The 317-nt window shown below is 68.5% G+C and carries 1 protein-coding gene; it reads right to left on the reverse strand.

Features of this window, described 5'->3' with window-relative positions:
* On the reverse strand, positions 1-317 hold a 317-nt coding region (locus tag GPK39_RS08040), incomplete at both ends, for a sugar nucleotide-binding protein (protein ID WP_215674914.1).

A 317-nucleotide genomic window follows, 5' to 3' on the forward strand; every position in this document is an offset into this window, starting at 1 on the left:
GGCGTAGTAGTCGGCGGTCGAAACCGGCACGACCCTGTCCCCGTTGCCGTTGGCGGACTCGAAGACGGCGCGGGCGATGTCCGCCCAGGACTTGACCGCGCCCGAGCCAGTGCAGTTATAGGTGCCGTAGGGGGCGTGCGCCCCCAGCACGTGGAAGATGGCGGCGGCCATGTCGCGCGTGAAGGTCAGGCGGCCCAGCTGGTCGTCCACGACGGTGACCTGCTCCAGCTTGTCCTCCGGATCGGCGACGCGGTCGGAGAGCCCCTTCATGGTCTTGACGAAGTTGTGCCCCTCGCCGATGACCCAGGAGCTGCGCA

Origin of the sequence: Collinsella aerofaciens (assembly GCF_018785245.1) — a bacterium.
In the GTDB taxonomy this organism is placed as follows: domain Bacteria; phylum Actinomycetota; class Coriobacteriia; order Coriobacteriales; family Coriobacteriaceae; genus Collinsella; species Collinsella aerofaciens_AD.